The sequence below is a fragment of the Sphingobium estronivorans genome (assembly GCF_008692605.1).
GTDB lineage: Bacteria > Pseudomonadota > Alphaproteobacteria > Sphingomonadales > Sphingomonadaceae > Sphingobium > Sphingobium estronivorans.
The window spans coordinates 64,237-83,435 of sequence record NZ_LFCT01000012.1; the positions used below are offsets into that span (position 1 = coordinate 64,237).

Here is a 19,199-nt window from a genome sequence, read left to right on the forward strand (position 1 = left end):
TCGTCCATCGGGCGCTAAAGAAAGTTCGTCACCGCCGCCATCGCGCCTGCGCCGACCAGTCCGGCCAGCACCGCCACCGCCACATAGCGCCATCCGGTCCCGACCCGGATCAGCTTCACCTCGGCCAGCGGCGGCGGCGGCGGCGCGCCGCCCTTTTCGGGGAAGGCTTCCTCGATCCGCTTCACCAGACCCGGCAGCCGCTGCACGATCCGCCAATGTTCGATCAGCGCATCGGCCGCCTTCGCCTCCGGCCCGAGTTCGGAGCGGAGCCATTCCTTCACATAAGGCCCGCTCGTCTCCCACAGGTTGATGTCGGGGTCGAGCGAGGTCGCGACGCCCTCCACCATCACCATGGTCTTTTGCAACAGCAGCAGATGCGGCTGGGTCTGCATGTCGAAATCGCGCGTGATCGCGAACAGCCCGTCCAGCATCCCGCCGACCGACAGTTCGCGCACGGGCTTGCCGCGCATCGGCTCGCCCACGGCCCGCAGGGCGGTGGCGAACTCCTCGACATTATGATGGCCCGGCACATATTGCGCCTCGAAGTGGATTTCGGCCACGCGCTTGTAGTTGCCGGTGATCAGGCCGTAGAGAATCTCCGCCAGCCACATGCGCGCCCGCCGGTCGATCCGCCCCATGATGCCGAAGTCGATGGCGACGATATCGCCATTGTCGCGCACGAACAGATTGCCCTGATGCATGTCGGCATGGAAGAAACCCTCGGCAATCGCCTGCCGCAGGAAGGCGTTGACCAGCCGCGCCGCGATCTCCTTGACGTCATGACCCGCCGCGATCAGCGCGTCCCGGTCGGAGATCTTGATCCCGTCGATCCACTCCATCGTCATGACCTTGCCGGTCGTGCGGTCCCAGTCGATGGTGGGCACACAATAGCCCGGCATCGCCTCCATCGCCTCGCCCAGTTCGGAGGCCGACGCCGCCTCGCGCCGCAGGTCCAGTTCCCGCGCCGTCCACCGCTTCATGTTTGCGATGACCAGCCGGGGCCGTAGCCGTGCCAGTTCCCCGCCCAGCATCTCGACATGGGCGGCGGCCCATTCATAGGTCTGGATGTCGCGGTTGAACTGGTCGATGACGCCGGGGCGGATGACCTTCACCGCCACGTCGCGCCCATCGGTCGTCACCGCCCGGTGGACCTGCGCGATGGAGGCCGCGCCCACCGGCTCCTCATCGAAGCGGCTGTAGAGCGCGTCCAGCGGCCGCCCGAAACTCTGCTCGATCTGACCCCGGACCGTCGCGAAAGGCACCGGGGGCAGGGCGTCCTGCAAGCGCAGCAGGTCGTTCGCGGCATCCTCGCCCACCAGATCGGGCCGCGTCGCCAGCGTCTGCCCCAGCTTGATCGCGGCGGGACCGATGGATTGAAAGGCGTCGGCATAGCGCGGCTGCTGGGGCACGCGCGCTCCGAACCGCGCGACCTTGACCAGCCGCCGCACGGGCGTCGGCGTCAGCGGATCGCGCTCAATTCCCGTCAGGGCGCCATGGCGCGCCAAGGTGCGGCCCCATTTCAGCAGTCGCCAGATATGCGTCAGATGCGAAGGCACGGGGCGTCAGATCTTCCAGCCCGAGTGAATCGCGACCAGCCCGCCGAGAATCGGCTCGACCTTGGTCTGCACGAACCCGGCCTCGCGGATCATGCGTTCGAATTCCGGCATGGGCGGAAAGCGACGGATCGATTCGATCAGGTAACGATAACTCTCCTCGTCATCGGCCAGCAGCTTGCCCAGCTTGGGCACCAGCCGATGCGAATAGACATCATAGACATCCGAAAAGCCCGGCCAGGTCGTGGTCGAAAATTCCAAGCAGAAAAACCGCCCGCCGAACTTCAGCACGCGATGCGCCTCGCGCAGCGCCTTGTCGATATGGGTCACGTTGCGGATGCCGAAGGCGATCGTATAGGCGTCGAACGCCCGGTCGCCGAAGGTCAACTCCTCGGCATTCTGCTCCGACCAGATCAGGCCCTCCAGCCCCTTTTTCTGCGCCCGCTCGACGCCGACGGCCAGCATTTCGGGGTTGATGTCCGACACTGTGACCTGCGCGCCATGCTTGTGCATGCGGAAAGCGATGTCGCCGGTGCCGCCCGCCATGTCGAGGATCTGCTCGTCCCGGCGCGGTTTCACGCGGTTCACGAACTGGTCCTTCCACAGGCGATGCGCGCCCGCCGACATGGCGTCGTTCATCAGATCATATTTGGACGCCACGTTGGAGAAGACGGCACGGACCATCCCCTGCTTTTCGGCGGCTTCGACATCGCGATAGCCAAAGGAAGCGGTTTCACTCATGGTCGAGCCTCCTAGAGCGATTCCAAGGGAAATGGAAATATTTCCCGGCTCGGAAATCGCGGCGGAAAAACCTGTCCCGCGCCCCTGTGGGAAGCTGCCTGTTTCTTTAGGCCGGCGCGTGATTACATAGGCGTCATGCCCGAACTCCCCGAAGTCGAAACCACCGTCGCCGGCCTCCGCTCCGTCCTGGAGGGCGCCGTCCTTACCCGGGTCGAGGCGCGCCGCGCCGACCTGCGCTTCCCGATCCCGGTCGATCTGCGCCAGCGCCTGACCGGCGCCACCGTCACCGCCCTGTCCCGCCGCGCCAAATATGGCCTGATCGACACCGACCGGGGCGACACGCTGATCTTCCACCTGGGCATGTCCGGCCGCTGGCGAATCGATCCCACGGAGATCGGCGCGCACGACCATCTGCTGATCGAGACAGGGGCAGGGCGGCTGCTTGCCCTGAACGATCCCCGCCGCTTCGGTTCGCTCGACCTTGTCCGCAGCGCGGCGTGGGAAAGCTACAGCCCCTTCACCCGCATGGGGCCGGAGCCCCTGGGTCCCGACTTCACCGCCGCCGCTCTGGCGACCAGGCTCCAGGGCAAGGCGGCCCCGATCAAGGCGGCGCTGCTTGACCAGCGCATCGTCGCTGGCCTCGGCAATATCTATGTCTGCGAAGCGCTGAACATGGCGGGCATCGCCCCGACGCGAGAGGCGGGCAGGATCAGCCGTGCGCGACTCATCCTGCTGGTCGAGGCGATTCGCGAGGTTTTGACCGCCGCCATCGCCGCGGGTGGGTCGACCTTGCGCGACTATGCCCGGCCCGACGGCGAACTCGGCTATTTCTCCAAGCAATGGCGAGTCTATGGCCGGGAAGGGGAGCCATGCCCTTGCGGCACACTCATCCGGCGGCGCGTGGATAGCGGCAGATCGACCTTTTTCTGCCCGAAATGCCAGAAATAGCGGGGCGCTCAGCAGTTGACGCCTTCTGTGATCCCCTGTAAGGGGCGCACCTTCACAGGGCCGGTTGGCGATTCCGACAGGCCCTTTCCACGAGATTTGACGAGAACCGAGGACAGTAAATGGCCAATACGCCGCAAGCCAAGAAGCGCATCCGCCGCAACGCCCGTCGCGCCGAAATCAACGGCGCCCGCATCAGCCGGATCCGCACCCTGGTGAAGAAGGTCGAAGCCGCTCTCGCCGCTGGCGACAAGGCCGTTGCGACCACGGCGCTTCAGGCGGTCCAGCCAGAACTCGCCCGCGGCGTTGCCCGTGGCGTGCTGCACAAGAACACCGCGGCCCGCAAGTTCGGCCGTCTGACGAAGCGCGTCGGCGCGCTGGGCTAAGCCCCAGCCCTTTCATCGTCAGCTCGAATATTCGCCCGCCCCGCCATTGCGCGGGGCGGGCTTTTCATGTTTCGTTCATGGAACGGTCATTTTCGGGGACCTGCGGATTCCCGGCGATTCTCGCGCGATTCGAGCGGTCCGGCAAAAAAGAAGATTCAATAACATATTGAAAAATAACGATAATATTCCAAAGCTTCGTTTTCCGCGGGTTTGCCGAGTCAACGGCTTTATTTCACATTTTTGACCGGCCAAGCCCTTGATCCGGCGAGGAAGGCCTGTCTATTTTGCTCCTCCGGTCGCCACTCGAATCGAATTTCCGGCGACCATCTGTAGGTTTTTGACGCAGGAAACGCGGGAAGGCGCATGCTTTTCCGATCGGTCTTCCGCGTCTCTCATTTGCCCCTGTCTTGGGGGTGCAGTTGATGGGGGTCGACTGTTTTATGAAGGATATTACGGCAGTGATAGGTGGTTTGAGCGGTCTCGACACGCAGCAATATGCGCGCCTGGAGACTGCCTGGGCGACCATTCGCGCCGGCCTGCGCCGGGACATCGGCGCGCGGATGTTCGATCAGTGGCTGAAGGCCGCGCAACTGGGCGATTATTGCCCGGAGTCGCAAACCCTCGACCTGCTGTTCGCGTCCGATTTCACCGCCAATTTCGTATCGGGGCAGTTCGGCGACCGGCTGCGCATGGCCTGGCGTTGCGCCGAGGCAGGCGTGCGGGAGGTCCGCCTCCGACGCGCGCCCAATGCGGTCGGCCCGCGCATCCTGGAACTGTCGGCCGCGCCTGCCGCTTCGGTGGCAGAAGCCGGCGCCGCGCCGCAACCGGCCTCGAATTTCCAGCCGCGCCACGGCTTCGATGAATTCGTGACCGGCGATACCAACCATCTCGCCTTTTCGGCGGCGCAGGCCATGGCGGGCGAAGCCCAGCCGCGCTTCAGCCCGCTCTTCATCCATGGCGGCACCGGACAGGGCAAGACGCACCTGCTGCATGCCATCGCCCAGTCGTTTTCCGCCCATTCTCCGTCCGCGCCGGTGCTCTATATGTCGGCCGAACGCTTCATGATGGAATTCGTGAACGCCATGCGCGCGAACGAAACCATGATGTTCAAGGCCCGACTGCGCGCGGCGCGCCTGCTGCTGATCGACGACATTCAGTTCATCGCCGGCAAGGGGTCCACGCAGGAAGAGTTTCTGCACACCATCAACGACCTGATCGATTCGGGTGCCCGCATCGTCGTCACCGCCGATCGGGCGCCGCAGATGCTCGACGCCATCGATGCGCGGATTCTCTCGCGTCTGGCGGGCGGGCTGGTCGCGGACATCCGTCCGGCGGGCCTCGATTTGCGCCTCGCCATCCTGGAAGCCAAGCGCGCCATTGCCGGCGATCCGCCGGTTCCCGATGCCGTGGTGGATTTCCTCGCCCGCTCGATTCGCTCGAACGTTCGTGAACTGGAAGGGGCCTTCAACAAGCTGATCGCCTATGGCCAGCTGACCGGCCGCTCGATCGACCTGGAATTCGCCCAGTCCATGCTGGCCGACGCGGTGCGCGCCAATGCCCGCCGGATCACCGTCGATGAGATCCAGAAGGTCTGCGCTGCCCATTACAAGATCGACGCGGCGGAGATGCGGTCGAAGCGCCGTGCCCGCGCCGTGGCGCGGCCCCGGCAGGTGGCCATGTATCTCGCCAAGAAGATGACGCCGCGGTCGTTGCCCGAAATCGGCCGCATTTTCGGCGGGCGCGATCACAGCACGGTCATTCACGCGGTCCGCACGATCGAGGAACTGCGGCAGAATAATCCGGATATCGACGCTGACATTCGTGCGCTCCAGCGTCTGCTGGAAGGCTGACAGACAGGCGGCTTTGGATTAGGCTTCGCGCCATGATCCGACAGTTTGCCCTTTTCCTCGCCGCATTGTTTTTCGTCTCCCCCGCCGTCGCGCAGGAACCAGCCGCGCCGCCGCCCGCCGATGCGAGGGTGGCGCTGGAGACGGATGCGGGGCGAATCGTCATCGCGGTGCATGTCGGTCAGGCGCCTGTCACCGCCGCCAATTTTCTGCGCTATGTCGATCAGAAGCGGCTGGACGGCACCTCATTCTATCGCGGCGTCGGCACGCCGGATTATGGCTTCGTGCAAGGCGGAACGCAGAATGATCCCAAGCGCGTCCTGCCGCCCATCGTGCATGAACCGACGACCCGGACCGGCCTGACCCATGATGACGGCGCGCTTTCCATGGCCCGCTATGCGCCCGGCAGCGCGACCGGGGATTTCTTCATCGTGCTGGGCAAGATGCCCGGCATGGATGCCCATCCGCAAGCTGCGGGCGACAATCAGGGCTTTGCCGTCTTCGCCCATGTGGTGGAGGGCATGGACGTCGTGAAGGCGGTCCTGGCGGCGCCCAAGTCGCCGACCGCGGGCGAGGGCGTGATGAAGGGGCAGATGCTGCAACAGCCGGTGACGATCCGGACGGCGCACCGCATTCCCTGACCGATGGCGGGAGCGCAAAAGAAAGCCCGGCGATCATCGACCGCCGGGCAAAAGGGGCATGGCTGGGAGCCGCCCTTATGGAACGCCGTTCAGCCCTTTTTCTCGGGCGGCAGCGTGATTTTCACATTCTCGCCATTCTGGCCCGGGAAGCCGGTGAACATCGCGTCGATCAGGTTCGGCACCAGATAGGTCAGCTTGTTTGACAGCGACTGGGCCTGGGCCTTGCCCTCGAACAGGCGGCGATGGTCGGCGGCGCGGTCGATCTTCATGCTGAGGTCGCTGGTGTAGACGGTATAGCTGCTGATGTCGTTATAGCCGCCCGGACCGAACAGCCACGGATCGTAGAAACCATAGCCCCAGGGACGGCCCCAGCGTCCGCGCCAGCCCCAGCCGCCATAGAAGAAGGGGTCGGGCGCGCCGAAGCCGGTCGAGCGCACCTTCTCCCGTCCATTGTCGACGCTGTAGGCGACACGCACCACCAGATCGGCGCGCGCCGGGTCGCCGGCCGCGACATAGCCTGTCTGGGTCAGGCGCTGGCCGACCAGATTGGCATAGTGGGAAAATTCAAGACCGCCGGCGAGACGCGGATCGTCCGCGACGACGGTGAAGCTCTGCCCGGCGGGTGCCGGAAGCTGCTGAAAGCGGGCGACGTCCGCCTTGAAGGAAGTTGCGCAGCCCGACAACGCCACCAGCGCCAGAGCGGGCGCCGCGATCAGGCCGATCTTGTTGAAACGGATCATTTTTCTGCGTCCTGTATCAGGCAATACGCCTGCGAAACATCTTGCGCCCTGCCATAGCAAAACGCAACTGAACATCGTTTGAACGCGTGAAACGGGCGAACGGGCGCAAACCATGTCCTGTCACCCCATAGGACGGCGCGGACAGGATCGTTCCGTCGCGAACGGGAAGGGGGCCGCCTCTTTGGCGGCCCCTGTGACATTAGCGCATCAGTCCCATGGCCCGATAGGCGGCGCGCAGGGTCGGCTCGGCGGCGGCGGACGCCTTCGCCGCGCCCTTTTCCAGAATGGCGTCCAGCGCTGTGTCGTCGCTGCGCAGGTCCATGAACCGCATGCGGATCGGGCGGAGCGTTTCCACCAGCAACTCGCCCAGCGCCGGTTTGAACGCGCCAAAGCCCTTGCCCGCAAACTCGGCGCAGACAGCGTCGGCGGTGGTGCCCGCCAAGGTCGCATAGATGCCGATCAGATTGTTCGCCTCCGGTCGTCCGGCCAGTCCCTCGGCGCTTTCGGGCAGCGGTTCGGGATCGGTCTTGGCCTTCTTCACCTTCTGCATGATCGCATCGTCATCGTCGGTCAGGTTGATGCGGCTCATGTCGGAGGGGTCGGACTTGGACATTTTCGCCGTGCCGTCGCGCAACGACATGATGCGCGCCGATTCCTTGGGGATGATCGGATCGGGCAGGGTGAACAGCTCCACGCCGAAATCGGCGTTGAACTTGGTGGCGAGGTCGCGGGTCAGTTCCAGATGCTGCTTCTGGTCCTCGCCCACGGGCACGTGCGTCGCCTGATAGAGCAGCACGTCGGCCGCCATCAGCACCGGATAGACATAGAGGCCGACGGAGGCGCTTTCGCGATTCTTGCCGGCCTTGTCCTTGAACTGGGTCATGCGATTGAGCCAGCCGATCCGCGCCGTGCCGTTGAGCAGCCAGCACAGCTCCGCATGGGCAGGGACGCGCGCCTGGTTGAAGAGGACGCTGCGATTGGGATCGATGCCCGCGGCGACCAGCGCGGCGGCCATGTCGCGCACATGGCGAATACGGGCGGCGGGTTCTTCATGCACGGTGATCGAGTGCATGTCGGCCAGGAAGAAGAAGCACTGGCTGTCCGCGTCCATCTCGTCCTGCATCCGCACCCAGTTGCGGATCGCGCCCAGATAATTGCCCAGATGCAGATTACCGGTCGGCTGGATGCCGGAAAGGACGCGCATTCTTCTATCCATTCTCTTGGTTAGGGATTGAACTTTTGCGGCGCATCAGCGCCTTGAGGTCGGACAGCCGATAGGCGCCCGTGACGAAACAGGCCACCCCGTAAAGCGCAATGCCCACGCCGACAAGTATGGCGAGCGCCACATAGCGCTGGAGCATCACGCCACCGAGCCAGGGATCGAGCAGCCCTTCGCCGGCATACAGCGCGCCGCCCATGGCGACCGCCGCCACCGCCAGCCGGGGCAACCGCCGCCTGAGTTGGCTGTCGGCGGCGAAATGTCCGCGCTTCACCAGCGTCGAATAGAGCATCGCGACATTGACGGTCGACGACAGCGCGGTCGCCAGCGGCGGCCCGACATGACCCATGCCCGCCCGCCCAAGCAGGGGGATCAGCACGAAATTGCCGATGATGTTGATGACGATCGACAGCATCGCATAGCGGACCGGCGTCCGGGTGTCGCCGCGCGCATAATAGCCCGGCGTCAGCACCTTCACGAGCACATAGGAGGGCAGGCCGATGGAAAAGGCGGACAAGGCCCAGCCGCAACGCTGCGCGTCCTCCACGGTGAAGCGGCCATATTGGAACAGGCCGCGCACGATCGGCTCCGCGACGGTAATGAAGGCGACCGTCGCGGGCAGCGTCAGGAACAGCGCCAGTTCGATCCCGCGATTTTGCGTGTCCATCGCCTGCTGGTCCTGTCCGGTCGAGAGCAGGCGCGAGATGGTCGGCAGCAGGATCGTGCCAAGCCCGATGCCGATCAGCCCCAGCGGCAACTGGTTCAGCCGGTCGGCATAATAGATATAGGTGATCGACCCTGACGCGAGCAGCCAGCCCGACAGGGCGGTGGAGATCAGCAGGTTGATCTGCGACGCGCCCGCGCCCGCCGCCGCGGGGACGATCAGCCGCAGCAATTGCTTCACGTCCGCGTCGAAACGCGGCCGCTTGAGCTTCATCGACACGCCCGCCCGCTGGCAGGCCCAGATCAGCCAGAGCAGTTGCAACGCGCCGCCCACGGTGACGGAAATCGCCTGCACCCGCGCGGTTTCATATTCATTGGCGCCGTGGAACAGCCACAGCCCGGCGATCATCGCGATGTTGAGCAAGATCGGCGCTGCCGCATTCACCCAGAATTTGTCGAGCGAATTCAATATTCCGCCCAGCAGCGAGGCCAGGCTGATCAGCGCCAGATAGGGCAGGGTAATGCGCGATAGCATCACCGCGAAGGCGAATTGCTCAGGCGTCGGATGCTGCCGGGAAAAGCCGCCGGACAGCGCCCAGGTGATCGGCCAGGCCGCCGCGATCAGCAGCGCCGTGAACAACAGCAGCACGGGCAGCAGCACCGCCAGCGCCCGCTCGGCGAAATGATAGCCCTCCGCGATCCCGCCCGGTCCCGCCGCCTTGCGGTTGAACATCGGGATGAAGGCGGCGGAAAAGGCGCCCTCGGCAAAGAGGGCGCGAAACATGTTGGGCAGGCGGAAGGCGACGCCGTTAAAGGCGTCCGACGCGAACCCCGCCCCGACATAGCGCGCCGCCAGCGAATCGCGCACCAGCGCGAGCACCCGGCTGGCGAGCGTCAGCCCGCCGACCGAGCCAAGCGCCCGCACCAGCTTCATATCTTAGATCCCCTGACCGGCTCAGGCGTGACCGGCCGGTTCGCCCGCGGTCTGCGCCATGGCTTCCGCCTGCTGGACATAAAGGCCGCCGAAATCGATCGGATCGAGCAGCAGCGGCGGGAAGCCGCCGTCGCGGATCGCATCGGCCAGCACGCGGCGGGCGAAGGGGAAGAGCAGGCGCGGCGCTTCGGCCAGCATGAAGGGCTGCATCTGATCCTCGGGCACGTTGCGCATGCCGAAGATCGCCGCATAGACCAGTTCGACGGCAAAGGCGGTGCCCTGCGGCGCGGTCGCCTTGACCTCGATCTTCAGCGACACTTCGACGACTTCGTCGCCCACCTTGTCGGCGCCGATGTTGAACTGCACGTCGATCTGCGGCTGGTCCTGCCACTGGTAGACGGCCGGCGCGTTCGGGTTCTCGAACGACAGATCCTTCACATATTGGCTGATCAGCGCGATCTGCGGGCCGGTGTCGGCGCCATTGCCGGTGGTCTGAATGGTATCGGCTTCCTCGGCCATCGTTTTTCCCTGGGTTTGACAGGCGGAACGCCCGCTTGATGTTCGACCCGCGCGCTTAGCAGGGGCGGCTGGGCAGGGCAATGGACCTCACGCAAAGCCGCCATTTGAATATGCGGGGAAACATGCCTATGTTGGTTGCGTTACGGTTTTCCGGATTCAAGATTCAAAGGGTAGCTGACCCCGTGTACGTGATCGTCATCCTCGCCATGATTGCTGGTTTCCTGGCGCTGCGGCTCTATTCCGTGCTCGGCAAACGCACGGGCCATGAGCAGGAGCCTGCCCTTCGCCCGGCGGAGGAGCGCGCCAAGGTGACGATCGTGCAGCCGCGCCCCGCGCCCGAAATGGCGGGCGATTCGGTGCGCCTGTCCGATGGGCTGATCGCGCCCGGCGGCGAGGCGGGCGTCCGCACGCTCATCGCGGCGGATCGCAGTTTCGACGTGCCCCAGTTCGTGGAGGGCGCCAAGGCCGCTTACAGGATGGTGCTCGAAGCCTTCTGGCGCGGCGACCGGCAGGAGTTGGAGTGGCTCTGCGACGCCGATGTCCTGGCCTCCTTCGAAGAAGCCATCGCCGCGCGCGAGGCGGAGGGGCATGTGCTCGACAACCGGCTGGTCCGTATCGAAAAGACCCAGATCGTCGACGCCAGCGTCAATGGCCGGATCGCGGAAATCTCCCTGCGGTTCGAGGCGGATATCGCCGCCGTTACCCGCGACAAGGACGGCCATGTCGTGGCAGGCTCGCTGACCGACGCGATCGGCACCAACGACATCTGGACCTTCACGCGCGACCTGCGCAGCACCGATCCCAACTGGAAGCTCAGCGAGACTGACGAGGCGGCATGACCCTGCGCCGGTCGGGGGGAGCGCTGGTCGCGGCGCTGCTGCTATCCGCCTGCGCGGGCGGCGTCATTCCGCCGGGCGCGGCGGGTCCGGTCCCTTCGCGCCCACCCCATGGCGCAGAGACGGCAACCCGTCCGGTTCCCGCCACGCCCCGACCGACGCTGCCGGTGACGCCGCCGTCTACTGTCACGCCCGCCGAAACCGCCAATGCGGCCAGCACCGGCATCACGCGCGGTCCCGATGTCGCAAACCTGATCCCGCCCGGCGAACGATCGCGCAAGGCGTTACAGGCCTTCCGCCTGTCCTGTCCTTCGCTGATGCGGCGGACCGACCAGAGCGGGTTGACCCGGGGGTCCGACTGGAACAATGCCTGCGCGGCCGCGTCCAGCTGGCCCGAAAGTTCGGCCAATGAATTTTTCTCCCGCTATTTCGAAGCGGTGCAGGTGGGTCCCGGCACGGCCTTCGTCACCGGCTATTATGAGCCGGAAATCGCCGGGTCCCGCACCCGCCAGCCCGGCTATCCAGTGCCGATCTACCGCCGTCCATCCAATCTGATCGACGTCAATCTCGGCCTGTTCAGCGACAGCCTGAAGGGCAAGACCATTCGCGGCAAGGTGGACGGCAGCAAGTTCGTGCCCTTCGACGACCGGTCGCAGATCGTGTCGGGATCGCTGGCGGACAGGGGTCTGGAACTGGCCTGGGCAGCCGACCCGGTCGAATTCTTCTTCCTCCAGGTGCAGGGCAGCGGGCGGCTCTTGCTGCCCGATGGCGGCGTGATGCGCATCGGCTATGACGGGCAGAATGGCCGCGATTATACCGGCATCGGCAAGCTGATGAAGGATCGCGGCCTGATCCAGGCTGGGTCGATGCAGGACATCATGGCCTATCTGCGCGCGCATCCGGTGGAAGGCGCGGCGATCATGAATGAAAACAAGAGCTTCGTCTTCTTCCGGGAACTGACCGGCGCGGGACCGCTGGGTGCCATGGGCGTGGCGGTGACGCCGGAGGCGACGGTGGCGGCCGATCCCAAATATGTGCCCATGGGCGCTCCGGTGCTGCTCTCGCTCGACCGGGCCGAACCCAATGGCATCTGGATCGCGCAGGATACCGGCGGCGCGATCAAGGGCGCCAACCGTTTCGACAGCTTCTGGGGCGCGGGCAGCGATGCGCGCAGCATCGCGGGCGGCATGTCGGCGCGGGGCAGCGCGCTGATCCTGCTGCCGATCGGGTCGGCGGCGCGGCTTGCCCAGAATTGATGCCATGCGGCGATGGTCCGGCGACATCTCTCCTCCGAAGAACAGGCGCTCTGGACGGCGCTGACCCGATCGGTAAGGCCGCTGCGCCCCGGCGCGCGGACGCCCGCGCCACCGGCGGCGGCGGTCAAGGCCGTGGGCAAAACAGGGTTAACGCCGGTGCCCGTTCCGCCCGTTTCGGCGCCACCCGCGCGGACCCCCGCCGCAGTGCTGGATTCCGGTTGGGAACGCCGAATCCGTAGCGGAAATCTGGCGCCGGACATGGCGATCGATCTCCACGGCCACACCCTCTCCGCCGCCCATGCGCGGCTTAACCAGGCATTGTCGGCGGCATGGGCGCGCGATGTCCGCATATTGCTGGTCGTGACCGGAAAGCCGCCGAAAACCGCCTCTTCCGACAGCGGATCGCGGCGCGGGGCCATTCGCGGCGAGATCGGCCATTGGCTGGAAACCAGCAGCTTTGCCGACCGCATCGCCAGCGTGCGGATCGCGCATCAGCGTCATGGCGGGGACGGCGCGCTCTACGTCATTTTGCGGCGCAAAAAATAAGCCTGTGGGGGCCGTTCCACTGATCTTTTCTTAACCACTGTCCTTCATATCCGGCTGATCCAGCCCAAGGCCGGGCTGCGCGGGGCAGGGAGGACGATGCAAGGCGTGACATTGACAAGCCGCGCCACCGCCTTCGCCTGCGCCGCGGGGGCGCTGGTATTCATCCTCTCGCTGGTGCTTGGCCAGGGGCAGGCGACGGACATTGCGGGCATCGGCCGCTCCCTCATCATCGCGATTCTGTGCGGAACGTTGAGTTGGGCCTCCGCCCGCCAGACCGTGGCGACCACCGCCAGCGCCATCGACCGCGCGACCGAACGCTTGCTGGACGCCGCTCATGGCGACCTGCAATCCGCCATCGACCCGGATATCGGCCGGGAACTGCCCGATCTGTCGGTGGCGATGGAAAGCCTGTTCAGTCAGGTGCGGACCAATCTCGACCATGTGCAGGCGCTGGCCCTGTTCGATCCGATAACGGGTCTGGCCAACCGCGCCAGCTTCTGCCGGCAGGTCGAGCGGATGCTGGCGGAGCGTGCCGAGGAGGGGCTGGCCGCGCTGTTCTTCATCGATCTGGACGGGTTCAAGGGCGTCAACGACACGCTGGGCCATGCGGCCGGCGATCAGTTGCTGGCGCGCGTCGCCGGGCGCCTGCGGGAGGTGGCCATGGCGCAGGCGAGCGCGGGCGTCGGCGACGCGCTGATCGGCCGTCTCGCGGGCGATGAGTTCACCCTGTTCGTGCCCGTCATGGCCGACCGGGAGGTGGCCTGGCGGATCGCCCGCGCCATCAAGTTCGCGCTGGGCGAACGCTTCGATCTGGGCAGCCAGCATGTCGATCTGGGCGCGTCGATCGGCATGGCCTGCTATCCCGAGCATGGCGACACGCTGCCCGCGCTGCTGCGCTCGGCCGACATCGCCATGTACCATGCCAAGCATCAGGGCCGGAACCGGGCCGAGATGTTCACCGCCGAACTGGCGCTGGAAGCCGCCGACCGCGCCGAATTGGAGCGCGACCTGCTGCTGGGTCTTCAGCGCGACGAGTTCCTGCTGGAGTTCCAGCCGCAGATCGAAGTCGGCACGGGCCGCGCCGTCACGGCGGAGGCGCTGGTGCGCTGGGCGCATCCGGAGCGGGATCTGGTCATGCCCGGCGCCTTCGTGCCCGTGGCCGAGGAAAGCGGCGCCATCGTGGCGCTGGGCGACTGGGTGATGAGCCAGGTGTGCGAGACGGCGGCGCGCTGGGCGCGGGCGGGTGTTGCCCAGCGCATCGCCATCAATATTTCGCCGCGCGAACTGGCGCAGGCGGATTTCTTCCTGCGTCTGCGCCATGCCGTCGCCACGTATGGAACGCCGCTGACCATGCTGGAGCTCGAGATCACGGAATCGCTGGCGATGGCGATGCAGCCGCCCATCCGCGACCAGTTCCGCGCGCTGCGCCGGGATGGGGTGCGCATTGCGATCGACGATTTCGGAACGGGCTATTCCAACCTTGCCCGCCTGCGCGATCTGCCGGTCGACCGGGTGAAGATCGACCGCAGTCTGGTGCGCGACATCGCCGTGTCCGCCGAGGCGCGGACGATTTGCAGCGCCGTGGTCGGGCTGATCCAGGGCCTGGGCATGGAGGTGGTGGTCGAGGGTGTGGAAACCGAGGCGCAGATGGAGATGCTTCGCGTCGTCGGCTGCACGCTGTTCCAGGGCTATCATCTGGCGCGGCCCACGGGGGAGGCGGAGTATCTCGCCCGCTTCGCCGCGCCCGCGCTTCTGCCGGAGCGCCGCTCGGTCTGAGTCCCTCAGCCCCTGAGTGCGCCTATCGTCACCAACCGGTAGATTTCCGTGAGATCGACAAGGTCGGCCAGCGCCACGGCCTCGTCCAGCTTGTGCATCGTCGCATTGTTGAGCCCGAATTCCACGACCGGGCAAAGGCGCGAGAGGAAGCGCGCGTCGGACGTGCCGCCGGTGGTCGACAGTTCCGCCTCCACCCCGGTCACTTCGCGGATGGCGCCCGCGACCAGAGCGGACAGGGTGCCCGGTTCGGTCAGGAACGGCTCGCCGCTGATCCTGGCTTCCACCGTGCCGCCCTCGGCCGCGGCGATGGCGGCGATGCGCTCGACCAGCGCGGCGCCGCTATGCTCATTGTTGAAGCGGATCGAGATGCGCGCCTGCGCGGCGGCGGGAATGACGTTGGTGGTGGGGTTGCCGACGTCGAGATTGGTGATCTCGATGTTGCTGGCCTGAAACCAGTCATTGCCTTCGTCCAGCACGATGGCGTCGATGGCGGAAAGGATGCGGACGAGGCGCGGGATCGGATTGTCGGCAAGGTGCGGATAGGCGACATGGCCCTGTATGCCCGCGACATCGATCCACATGTTGACCGAACCCCGACGGCCGATCTTGATGACATCGCCCAGCCGCTGGGAAGAGGTCGGTTCGCCCACCAGGCAGAGATCGGGGCGCAGGCCGTGGGCGGCCATGCGGTCCATGAGCGCCAGCGTGCCATACACCGCCGCGCCCTCCTCATCGCCGGTGATGATCAGGCTGATGGTGCCGGGCAGATCGTCGGGCAGGCCATGCAGCGCCGCGACATAGGCGGCGATGGCGCCCTTCATGTCGACCGCGCCCCGCCCGTAGAGCAGTTCGCCGCGCTTTTCCGGCTGGAACGGGTCGCTGGTCCAGCCATTGCCAGGCGGCACCACGTCCAGATGCCCGGCAAAGGCGAAATGGGGACCGGGGCCGGTCGTCCGCCAGGCGAGGAGGTTTTCCACCGGGCCGTCGGGCGCTTCGCCGGTCACGAAGCGGTCGATGGTGAAGCCCAGCGGTTTCAGCATGGTTTCCAGCACCGCAAAGACATCTCCCACGGCGGGGGTGACAGAGGGGCAGGCGATCAGCTTTTCGGTCAGGCTGATCGGGTCGGCATCGGTGCTGGTTCTGGTCATCGGCTTGCGTTAGAGCATTTTGAAGTCGGCTGAAACAGCCGATGGCTCGCAAAAATGCGGCCGCCAAAGCCGCGCATGCGGGCGGCTTTGCCAGCGGGAGGACGGATCATGCCCAGGATCGATCTTGCAGCCGTCGCACAGAGCGACCGGACCGGCTATCCCCCCGAATATGCCGGGGCGGTGGCGGGACGATGGGTGCGCAGGCTGGGTCCGGCCTCGGGGCTTTCCCAATTCGGGGTCAGCCATGTCGTGCTGAAGCCCGGCGCGGCATCCTCCCAACGCCACTGGCATGAGGAGGAGGACGAGTTCGTCGTCCTGCTGAGCGGGGAGGCGGTGCTGATCGACGATGGCGGCCGGGTGCCGATGCGGGCGGGGGACATGGCGGCCTTTCCCAAGGGCGACGGCAATGGCCATCATCTGGTCAATGAGAGCGGCGAGGATTGCGTGTTTCTGGCCGTAGGCCGCGTGCCGGAAGGGAAAGCCCATTATCCCGATATCGACATGCAATGGACGGGAAGCGTCTATTTACGCAAGGACGGGAGCAGTTTTTGAACCTTGATCGCCGTGCATTGATGACCGTGCTGGGCGCGGCGACGGTGGCGCCCGGAGCGCTGGCAGCGGCGCCTGCGGGGGTGGTGAAGCCACCTCGCCTGCGGCCCGGCGATACGGTCGGGCTGGTCGAACCGGCGGGCTTCACCGACGACGCCTTCGACCTCGATCTGGTAAAGGAAACCATCCGCGCCATGGGGCTGGTGCCCAAGCCGGTGAAGCATCTGGTCGAACGTTACGGCTATCTGGCGGGGACGGATGCGGGTCGGGCGGCGGACATCAATGCGATGTTTGCCGATCCGGCGGTCCGGGCCGTGTTCGCGACGCGGGGCGGATGGGGATGCGCGCGGGTGCTGCCCTTTCTGGATTTCCGGACGATCCGGGCCAATCCCAAGCTGCTGATCGGCTTTTCCGATATTACCGCCCTGCATCTGGCTTTCGCGGCGCGGGCCGGGTTCGTCACCATTCACGGCCCCAATGCGGCGAGCAGTTGGCCGCGCTTTTCCTGGGATGCCTTCCGCGCGCTGGCCTTTGACGGAGCGACGCCGACGCTTGTGAATCCAGAGGGGCGGGAAGACCGGCTGGCGCAGCGCAGCGGGCGTATCCGTACCCTTCGGGGCGGCAGGGCGAGCGGGCGGTTGCTGGGCGGCAACCTGACCGTGCTGTCGACGCTGATGGGGACGCCGTGGCTGCCGGATTTTGACGGCGCCATCCTGTTCGTCGAGGATGTGAGCGAACAGCCCTATCGGATCGACCGGATGCTGACGCAATTGTCGCTGGCCGGGCTGTTGGGCAAGGTCGCCGGGGTGGTGTTCGGGCAGTGCACCGATTGCGGGCCGAGCGGGGCGTCCTATGGCGGGTTTACGCTGTCGGAGGTGTTGCAGCAGCATCTCGGGAAGCTCGGCGTGCCGGCGTTTCAGGGCGCGTCGTTCGGGCATGTCGCCAGTCAGTTCAGCCTGCCGGTAGGGTGCCGGGCCGAGATCGATGCGGATGCGGGGACGATCCGCTTGCTGGAGCCGGCTGTCCGATAGAATGGCGAAGACAAATCTAGAGCATCGTGCGGAAAAGTGGGTACCGGTTTTCCGCGCGACCTGCGTCCCATTTAACGCAGCGCGCTCTCAATATGGCCTATGCGAAGGGAGAGCGGCCAGGTGATTTGGCGGGGAACATCGGGATCGCCCCATGCTTCCCCCAGATCCTCGGCGAAGCCTTCCACGGGGTCGCGGCCCAGCGCTTGCCGCGCGGCCCTGACCGCTGACCATGTGCGGACATAGCCGATCACATCCTCCAGCCGCCATGCGACGTCGAGGGTGAGGGGCGGCAGCACGATCTCGCGGAAGGGGAAGGGCAGGGTGCGATAGCCTTCCTCCACATGGCGGCGTTCGGGGGGCCAATAGGGGGCGATAACCTCCTTGTAGAAATGCTGGACGATGGGGTCGGCATCGCCGTCCACATGCCAGCGGCCATAGGTGATGAGCGCCAGCACCGCATTCGGGCGGGCGACGCGGCGCGCCTCGGCGTAGAAGGCATCGAGGTCGAACCAATGCGCTGCCTGCGCGACGGTGATGAGGTCCGCGCTGGCGTCGGGCAGGCCGCTCCGTTCCGCAAGGGCGGTGCGGTAGTGGACGCGGGGATGGGGCTGCGCTTGCGCGATCTGGGCGGCGCTGGCGTCGGTGGCTTCGACCCGTTCGAACCGCTCGGCCAGCAGCACGGAAAGCTGGCCGTTGCCGCAGCCGCAATCGAGGGCGAGCCTCTGGCCGGGGCTGATCGCGGCAAGTTCATCGACCAGACCTATGGGATAGGTCGGGCGATGGGCGGCGTAGCCGGTCGAGCCTTCCGAAAAATGGTCCTTGAAGTTCGTCATGCCGCGCTTTCGAGCGGATTTCCCTTTTCGCGCCAGGCCGCCATGCCGCCGTCCAGCGCGGTGGCCCGGCTGAAGCCCAGTTCGTGCAGCGTCGCGGCGGCCAGCGTCGAGATCTTGCCCAGTTCGCAGACGGTCAGCACCTCGACGCTGGGGTCGGGCAGTACCTCGTTGACGCGCAGTTCGAGCTGGCCGCGCGGCAGGTGGATCGCGCCCGGGACATGGGCGGCGGCGAAGGCCTCCTTTTCCCGCACGTCGAGGATCACGAAGTCATTGGCCCGGACATCGAGGCGCCGGAGCAGTTCGTCCATCGCCATGAAGGGGACTTTGGCGCCCGCTTCCCCCAGCAATTGGCGCACCGTCTTGCCGCCGGACATGTTGGTGCGCAGCGCTTCGGTGAGGTGGGTGGGAGCGGACAGGTTGAGGCTGTTCATCATCGCGACGAACGCGGTCTGTTCGGTCTGGGCGAGGCGGGGGTTGCTGGCGCGCTCCTGGCCGATGGTGGAGCCTTCGCGGCCCTTATAATCATGGGCGGGGAAGACCAGCGTGTCGTCGGGCAGGTCCAGCAGCTTGTGGAAAAGGCTGTCATGCAGTTGCGCCGGATCGCCGCTGGGCAGGTCGCTGCGCCCGGTGCCGCCGATCAGCAGCGTGTCGCCGGTGAACACCCGGTCCCCGACATGGATCGCCATGGAATCGCGGGTGTGGCCGGGCGTGTGGAGGATGCGCATGCGCATGTCGCCCAAGGGGAGCGAGTGGCCATCCTCGACATGCAGGTCGACATAGGGGGCAGGCGAGAAGCGATGCATGACGATGGGAGCATGGAGCGCCTCCCGCAAGGCCCGCGCGCCGGAGAAATGATCGGCATGGGTGTGCGTGTCGATGATGTAGCGGACGCGCAGGCCCTGCTTGTTGACCTCCCCCAGATAGCGGTCGACCAGATCCAGCGCCGGGTCGATGATGGCCGCGGCGCAGCAGCTTTCATTGGCGATGATATAGGATTTGCATCCCTCGCCATCCTGGAAGACCGCGAAGAACATGG

General features: G+C 66.0%; 19 protein-coding genes. 10 read left to right on the forward strand and 9 right to left on the reverse strand.

Annotated elements, in window-relative coordinates:
• Positions 1-14 precede the first annotated feature (14 nt).
• Positions 15-1,556, reverse strand: a complete 1,542-nt coding sequence (gene ubiB / locus F7P65_RS10135; protein WP_150291629.1) for a 2-polyprenylphenol 6-hydroxylase — start codon at positions 1,554-1,556, stop codon at positions 15-17.
• A 6-nt stretch (positions 1,557-1,562) separates the two neighbouring features.
• On the reverse strand, positions 1,563-2,294 hold the full coding sequence (locus F7P65_RS10140) for a class I SAM-dependent methyltransferase (RefSeq protein ID WP_150291630.1): 732 nt from the start codon (positions 2,292-2,294) through the stop codon (positions 1,563-1,565).
• A gap of 135 nt (positions 2,295-2,429) precedes the next feature.
• Here F7P65_RS10140 and mutM point away from each other — a divergent pair, with 135 nt between their 5' ends.
• From mutM to F7P65_RS10160, 4 genes are all read left to right on the forward strand, one after another.
• Positions 2,430-3,242, forward strand: a complete 813-nt coding sequence (gene mutM / locus F7P65_RS10145) for a bifunctional DNA-formamidopyrimidine glycosylase/DNA-(apurinic or apyrimidinic site) lyase (protein ID WP_150291631.1) — start codon at positions 2,430-2,432, stop codon at positions 3,240-3,242.
• 119 nt (positions 3,243-3,361) lie between these two features.
• A complete protein-coding gene (gene rpsT, locus F7P65_RS10150) occupies positions 3,362-3,625 on the forward strand; it encodes a 30S ribosomal protein S20 (RefSeq protein WP_150291632.1) in 264 nt (87 codons plus the stop codon).
• Between the two features lie 440 nt (positions 3,626-4,065).
• Positions 4,066-5,475 carry a chromosomal replication initiator protein DnaA gene (dnaA, locus tag F7P65_RS10155; RefSeq protein ID WP_150291633.1) on the forward strand — a complete coding sequence of 470 codons (1,410 nt, stop codon included), beginning with the start codon at positions 4,066-4,068 and terminating at the stop codon, positions 5,473-5,475.
• Between the two features lie 32 nt (positions 5,476-5,507).
• A complete protein-coding gene (locus tag F7P65_RS10160; protein WP_150291634.1) occupies positions 5,508-6,113 on the forward strand; it encodes a peptidylprolyl isomerase in 606 nt (201 codons plus the stop codon).
• Positions 6,114-6,202: 89 nt separating this feature from the next.
• Here the strand turns inward: F7P65_RS10160 and F7P65_RS10165 are convergent, their stop codons facing one another.
• The 4 genes from F7P65_RS10165 to secB form a co-directional block, all read right to left on the reverse strand.
• The gene (locus tag F7P65_RS10165) at positions 6,203-6,853 is read right to left on the reverse strand and encodes a DUF4136 domain-containing protein (RefSeq protein ID WP_150291635.1); all 651 of its coding nucleotides are present in this window, start codon (positions 6,851-6,853) and stop codon (positions 6,203-6,205) included.
• A gap of 199 nt (positions 6,854-7,052) precedes the next feature.
• Complete coding sequence (gene trpS / locus F7P65_RS10170) at positions 7,053-8,057, reverse strand: tryptophan--tRNA ligase (RefSeq protein ID WP_150291636.1); 1,005 nt, start codon at positions 8,055-8,057, stop codon at positions 7,053-7,055.
• 4 nt (positions 8,058-8,061) lie between these two features.
• Positions 8,062-9,669, reverse strand: a complete 1,608-nt coding sequence (gene murJ / locus F7P65_RS10175; RefSeq protein WP_150291637.1) for a murein biosynthesis integral membrane protein MurJ — start codon at positions 9,667-9,669, stop codon at positions 8,062-8,064.
• A gap of 21 nt (positions 9,670-9,690) precedes the next feature.
• Positions 9,691-10,188: a protein-export chaperone SecB gene (secB, locus tag F7P65_RS10180; protein ID WP_150291638.1), complete on the reverse strand. Its 498-nt coding sequence runs from the start codon at positions 10,186-10,188 to the stop codon at positions 9,691-9,693.
• A 182-nt stretch (positions 10,189-10,370) separates the two neighbouring features.
• Here secB and F7P65_RS10185 point away from each other — a divergent pair, with 182 nt between their 5' ends.
• From F7P65_RS10185 to F7P65_RS10200, 4 genes are all read left to right on the forward strand, one after another.
• Positions 10,371-11,027 carry a Tim44/TimA family putative adaptor protein gene (locus tag F7P65_RS10185; protein WP_150291639.1) on the forward strand — a complete coding sequence of 219 codons (657 nt, stop codon included), beginning with the start codon at positions 10,371-10,373 and terminating at the stop codon, positions 11,025-11,027.
• Positions 11,024-12,280 (forward strand): murein transglycosylase A, encoded by a 1,257-nt coding sequence (gene mltA, locus F7P65_RS10190; RefSeq protein ID WP_150291640.1) that lies wholly within the window; start codon positions 11,024-11,026, stop codon positions 12,278-12,280. Before F7P65_RS10185 ends, mltA begins: the two co-directional genes overlap by 4 nt.
• Before the next feature lie 12 nt (positions 12,281-12,292).
• Positions 12,293-12,826: a Smr/MutS family protein gene (locus F7P65_RS10195; RefSeq protein ID WP_150291641.1), complete on the forward strand. Its 534-nt coding sequence runs from the start codon at positions 12,293-12,295 to the stop codon at positions 12,824-12,826.
• Positions 12,827-12,922: 96 nt separating this feature from the next.
• Positions 12,923-14,602: a putative bifunctional diguanylate cyclase/phosphodiesterase gene (locus F7P65_RS10200; protein ID WP_150291642.1), complete on the forward strand. Its 1,680-nt coding sequence runs from the start codon at positions 12,923-12,925 to the stop codon at positions 14,600-14,602.
• A 5-nt stretch (positions 14,603-14,607) separates the two neighbouring features.
• Here F7P65_RS10200 and dapE read toward each other — a convergent pair whose 3' ends face one another.
• Positions 14,608-15,750: a succinyl-diaminopimelate desuccinylase gene (dapE, locus tag F7P65_RS10205; RefSeq protein ID WP_150291643.1), complete on the reverse strand. Its 1,143-nt coding sequence runs from the start codon at positions 15,748-15,750 to the stop codon at positions 14,608-14,610.
• Positions 15,751-15,858: 108 nt separating this feature from the next.
• Between dapE and F7P65_RS10210 the strand changes: the two genes are divergently transcribed.
• Positions 15,859-16,302: a cupin domain-containing protein gene (locus F7P65_RS10210; RefSeq protein ID WP_150291644.1), complete on the forward strand. Its 444-nt coding sequence runs from the start codon at positions 15,859-15,861 to the stop codon at positions 16,300-16,302.
• A 20-nt stretch (positions 16,303-16,322) separates the two neighbouring features.
• On the forward strand, positions 16,323-17,330 hold the full coding sequence (locus tag F7P65_RS10215) for a S66 peptidase family protein (protein ID WP_150291718.1): 1,008 nt from the start codon (positions 16,323-16,325) through the stop codon (positions 17,328-17,330).
• A gap of 71 nt (positions 17,331-17,401) precedes the next feature.
• Here the strand turns inward: F7P65_RS10215 and F7P65_RS10220 are convergent, their stop codons facing one another.
• On the reverse strand, positions 17,402-18,163 hold the full coding sequence (locus F7P65_RS10220) for a class I SAM-dependent methyltransferase (RefSeq protein ID WP_150291645.1): 762 nt from the start codon (positions 18,161-18,163) through the stop codon (positions 17,402-17,404).
• Positions 18,160-19,197: an MBL fold metallo-hydrolase gene (locus F7P65_RS10225; protein WP_150291646.1), complete on the reverse strand. Its 1,038-nt coding sequence runs from the start codon at positions 19,195-19,197 to the stop codon at positions 18,160-18,162. The genes F7P65_RS10220 and F7P65_RS10225 overlap by 4 nt, the downstream gene beginning before the upstream one ends.
• Positions 19,198-19,199: the final 2 nt, after the last annotated feature.

Excerpts from the sequence above, each read along its gene's own strand:
- F7P65_RS10225 (WP_150291646.1), bottom strand. The coding sequence starts at position 19,197 with ATGTTCTTCGCGGTCTTCCAGGATGGCGAGGGATGCAAATCCTATATC.
- mutM (WP_150291631.1), top strand. The coding sequence starts at position 2,430 with ATGCCCGAACTCCCCGAAGTCGAAACCACCGTCGCCGGCCTCCGCTCC.
- mltA (WP_150291640.1), top strand. The coding sequence starts at position 11,024 with ATGACCCTGCGCCGGTCGGGGGGAGCGCTGGTCGCGGCGCTGCTGCTA.
- F7P65_RS10195 (WP_150291641.1), top strand. The coding sequence starts at position 12,293 with ATGGTCCGGCGACATCTCTCCTCCGAAGAACAGGCGCTCTGGACGGCG.
- rpsT (WP_150291632.1), top strand. The coding sequence starts at position 3,362 with ATGGCCAATACGCCGCAAGCCAAGAAGCGCATCCGCCGCAACGCCCGT.
- F7P65_RS10140 (WP_150291630.1), bottom strand. The coding sequence starts at position 2,294 with ATGAGTGAAACCGCTTCCTTTGGCTATCGCGATGTCGAAGCCGCCGAA.
- secB (WP_150291638.1), bottom strand. The coding sequence starts at position 10,188 with ATGGCCGAGGAAGCCGATACCATTCAGACCACCGGCAATGGCGCCGAC.
- F7P65_RS10165 (WP_150291635.1), bottom strand. The coding sequence starts at position 6,853 with ATGATCCGTTTCAACAAGATCGGCCTGATCGCGGCGCCCGCTCTGGCG.
- F7P65_RS10215 (WP_150291718.1), top strand. The coding sequence starts at position 16,323 with ATGACCGTGCTGGGCGCGGCGACGGTGGCGCCCGGAGCGCTGGCAGCG.
- dnaA (WP_150291633.1), top strand. The coding sequence starts at position 4,066 with ATGAAGGATATTACGGCAGTGATAGGTGGTTTGAGCGGTCTCGACACG.
- trpS (WP_150291636.1), bottom strand. The coding sequence starts at position 8,057 with ATGCGCGTCCTTTCCGGCATCCAGCCGACCGGTAATCTGCATCTGGGC.
- F7P65_RS10200 (WP_150291642.1), top strand. The coding sequence starts at position 12,923 with ATGCAAGGCGTGACATTGACAAGCCGCGCCACCGCCTTCGCCTGCGCC.
- F7P65_RS10210 (WP_150291644.1), top strand. The coding sequence starts at position 15,859 with ATGCCCAGGATCGATCTTGCAGCCGTCGCACAGAGCGACCGGACCGGC.
- murJ (WP_150291637.1), bottom strand. The coding sequence starts at position 9,669 with ATGAAGCTGGTGCGGGCGCTTGGCTCGGTCGGCGGGCTGACGCTCGCC.
- F7P65_RS10220 (WP_150291645.1), bottom strand. The coding sequence starts at position 18,163 with ATGACGAACTTCAAGGACCATTTTTCGGAAGGCTCGACCGGCTACGCC.
- dapE (WP_150291643.1), bottom strand. The coding sequence starts at position 15,750 with ATGACCAGAACCAGCACCGATGCCGACCCGATCAGCCTGACCGAAAAG.
- F7P65_RS10160 (WP_150291634.1), top strand. The coding sequence starts at position 5,508 with ATGATCCGACAGTTTGCCCTTTTCCTCGCCGCATTGTTTTTCGTCTCC.